Source organism: Clostridium sp. (assembly GCF_032552055.1).
In the GTDB taxonomy this organism is placed as follows: domain Bacteria; phylum Bacillota; class Clostridia; order Clostridiales; family Clostridiaceae; genus Clostridium.
This window is the reverse complement of the sequence record NZ_JAWGSV010000360.1, coordinates 1-2,285: the sequence shown is the minus strand read 5'-3', so window position 1 is coordinate 2,285 and position 2,285 is coordinate 1. Positions and strand designations below refer to the sequence as shown.

General features: G+C 28.4%; 4 protein-coding genes. All 4 read left to right on the top strand.

Annotated elements, in window-relative coordinates; all coding sequences use genetic code 11:
• A partial coding sequence (locus E6248_RS15505; protein WP_316341668.1) for an Rrf2 family transcriptional regulator occupies positions 1 to 347 on the top strand: 347 nt, incomplete at its 5' end.
• Positions 348 to 391: 44 nt separating this feature from the next.
• On the top strand, positions 392 to 940 hold the full coding sequence (locus tag E6248_RS15500; protein ID WP_316341667.1) for an NAD(P)H-dependent oxidoreductase: 549 nt from the start codon (positions 392 to 394) through the stop codon (positions 938 to 940).
• A gap of 339 nt (positions 941 to 1,279) precedes the next feature.
• Positions 1,280 to 1,912 carry a DegV family protein gene (locus tag E6248_RS15495; RefSeq protein ID WP_316341666.1) on the top strand — a complete coding sequence of 211 codons (633 nt, stop codon included), beginning with the start codon at positions 1,280 to 1,282 and terminating at the stop codon, positions 1,910 to 1,912.
• Positions 1,913 to 2,120: 208 nt separating this feature from the next.
• On the top strand, positions 2,121 to 2,285 hold a 165-nt coding region (locus E6248_RS16445; protein WP_396335163.1), incomplete at its 3' end, for a M20/M25/M40 family metallo-hydrolase.

The following is a 2,285-nucleotide window of genomic DNA, read 5'->3' as shown; positions in this document are numbered from 1 at the left end:
GTATTACATCTGACTATATTGCTAGTAGTGTTAATACTAATCCAACACTTGTTAGACGTCTTATGAGTGATTTAAAAAAAGCAGGGCTTATTAAAACACAAACTAAAATCGGCGTAACTATGCTTTTGAAAGAACCAAAAGAAATATCTCTTTTAGAAATTTTTAAAGCTGTTGAAAATAGGCATGACTTATTCGCTATCCATTCAGATACTAATAAAAATTGTCCTGTGGGTTCTAAAATAGGATATGTATTAGAAAATATTAATGGAAAAGTTCAGTCAGATTTTGAAAAGATGTTAGAATGCTTGCATTTATCGGATATATTAGATGGATTAGTGGATATATAATTTTAATTATTTATCTTTATTAAAAATATTAGGAGGGAAAAATTATGAGTAAAAAATCAATTGGAGTAATTGTAGGAAGTTTAAGAAAGGAATCTTTTAACAGATCAATTGCAAATTATGTAGCATCAGTAATACCAGCAGAGTATGAAGTGAAATTTATTGATATTAAGGATATTGATATGTTCAATCAGGATTTAGAAGATAATCCACCTGCATCGTGGACACGTTTAAGAGAAGATGTAAAATCATCTGATGCATATCTTTTCTTTACTCCGGAATATAATCGTTCAGTACCAGCAGTATTAAAAAATGTTTTGGATGTAGCTTCAAGACCATATGGACAAAATGTATGGGCTAAAAAGCCAGCAGGAATAGTAAGTGTATCTATGGGAGGTATATCTGCTTTTGGAGCCAATCATCACCTAAGACAATCTCTTACTTTCTTAGATGTATATACATTACAACAACCAGAAGCATATATAGGGAATGTTATTGAATTACTTGACGAAAAAGGTGTTTTGGTAAACGAAAATACAAAAAACTTTTTAAAGTCATACGTAGATGCTTTTATAGCTTGGATAGAAAAATTTTAATAAGTGTTTATAAAAAGAAAATAAAGTTTAATAAAAGAATGATGAAGGCAAATAAAAGTAATTTTTTATTTGCCTTTTAATATAAAGTAAATTAATTAAGGTAATATTTTCAGAAGGAAATTGTCTAAATAATCCATCAGAAGATATAATAAAGAGATGAGCTCTTTATTATTTGAGAAAATAAATGGTATAGAGGAGTATTTATAATACTTCAAAAAGAATATATAAGTATAGAAAATAAACTTATTCTTTCTTATAATATGCTTTTTAATATTCTTGATATTGATGATTTAACTTATGAAGATTTAATAGAGTTTTTAGAAAAATATAAATCTACAAATGATAAGATTATATCCTGATAAACAGATATTACATTTGGCATATTCGCTAGTAACAACTTGCTCATATCAGAGTGATTTGATAGCATCTGAGGACAGAGAATACATTATGAGTATTGATACTAAACATGTATCTATTGGTCAGGTGGCCGTTGTAATTGAAACAGCAAGATATTTAAAAGAAAATCCTAATGTTACTATGGAGGAATTGATAAAAGAAGTAAGTAACATATGTCATAGATCTCAAATATGTTTTATTCCAGGTGAATTGGAGTATCTTAGAGCTGGAGGGCATGTAAGTAATGCCGTCTTTATGGGTGGGAAAATACTTAGAATACATACATCAATTGAAATTGAAAATGGATATTTAGTAGCTAAGAAAAAATATAGAGGAAAAATGGAAAGTATAGTTCCAAGGCTAATAGAAGAATATAGTGATATGAGAAATTTGGATAAAAAAGAAGTGTACTTATTGTGGTCCATAGGATTGACAGATATAGTTCGTAGAGAAGCTGAAGATAAAGCAAAGGAAATAGGATTTGAAAATATTAGATGGATGCAGGCAGAATGTATAATTACTACTCATGGAGAAGCAGGTTCATTTGGAATTGTAGGATTTTCTAAAGAAGTTTAGGAAGTAAAACAATAAAAAGAGAACATAGTTCTATTGCCTCTAGGGATGTAAGTAGGTAACGAAGTGGTCCACTTACTTATTATTAGTTTATATTTAAACTGTAAAATGGGTTTAATATATTAGGAATAGTTAAAAGATATTATAAATTAACAAGAATATATAATAATACATTCAATTTTATAGGGTTTATTTAATACGTTAATTATAAATACTTAGAACTGATATTTTAGGAGCAGCTATCATTATTAATGAGAGAAAATCAGAATTACATGGGAAAGTTAGAATTATATTTCAGCCAGCAGAAGAAAATGCAAAAGGTGCTGATATTATCATTAAGGCAGGAGCCCTCGATAATGTAGAAGCTATATTTGGA

Excerpts from the sequence above, each read along its gene's own strand:
- E6248_RS15500 (WP_316341667.1), top strand. The coding sequence starts at position 392 with ATGAGTAAAAAATCAATTGGAGTAATTGTAGGAAGTTTAAGAAAGGAA.
- E6248_RS15495 (WP_316341666.1), top strand. The coding sequence starts at position 1,280 with ATGATAAGATTATATCCTGATAAACAGATATTACATTTGGCATATTCG.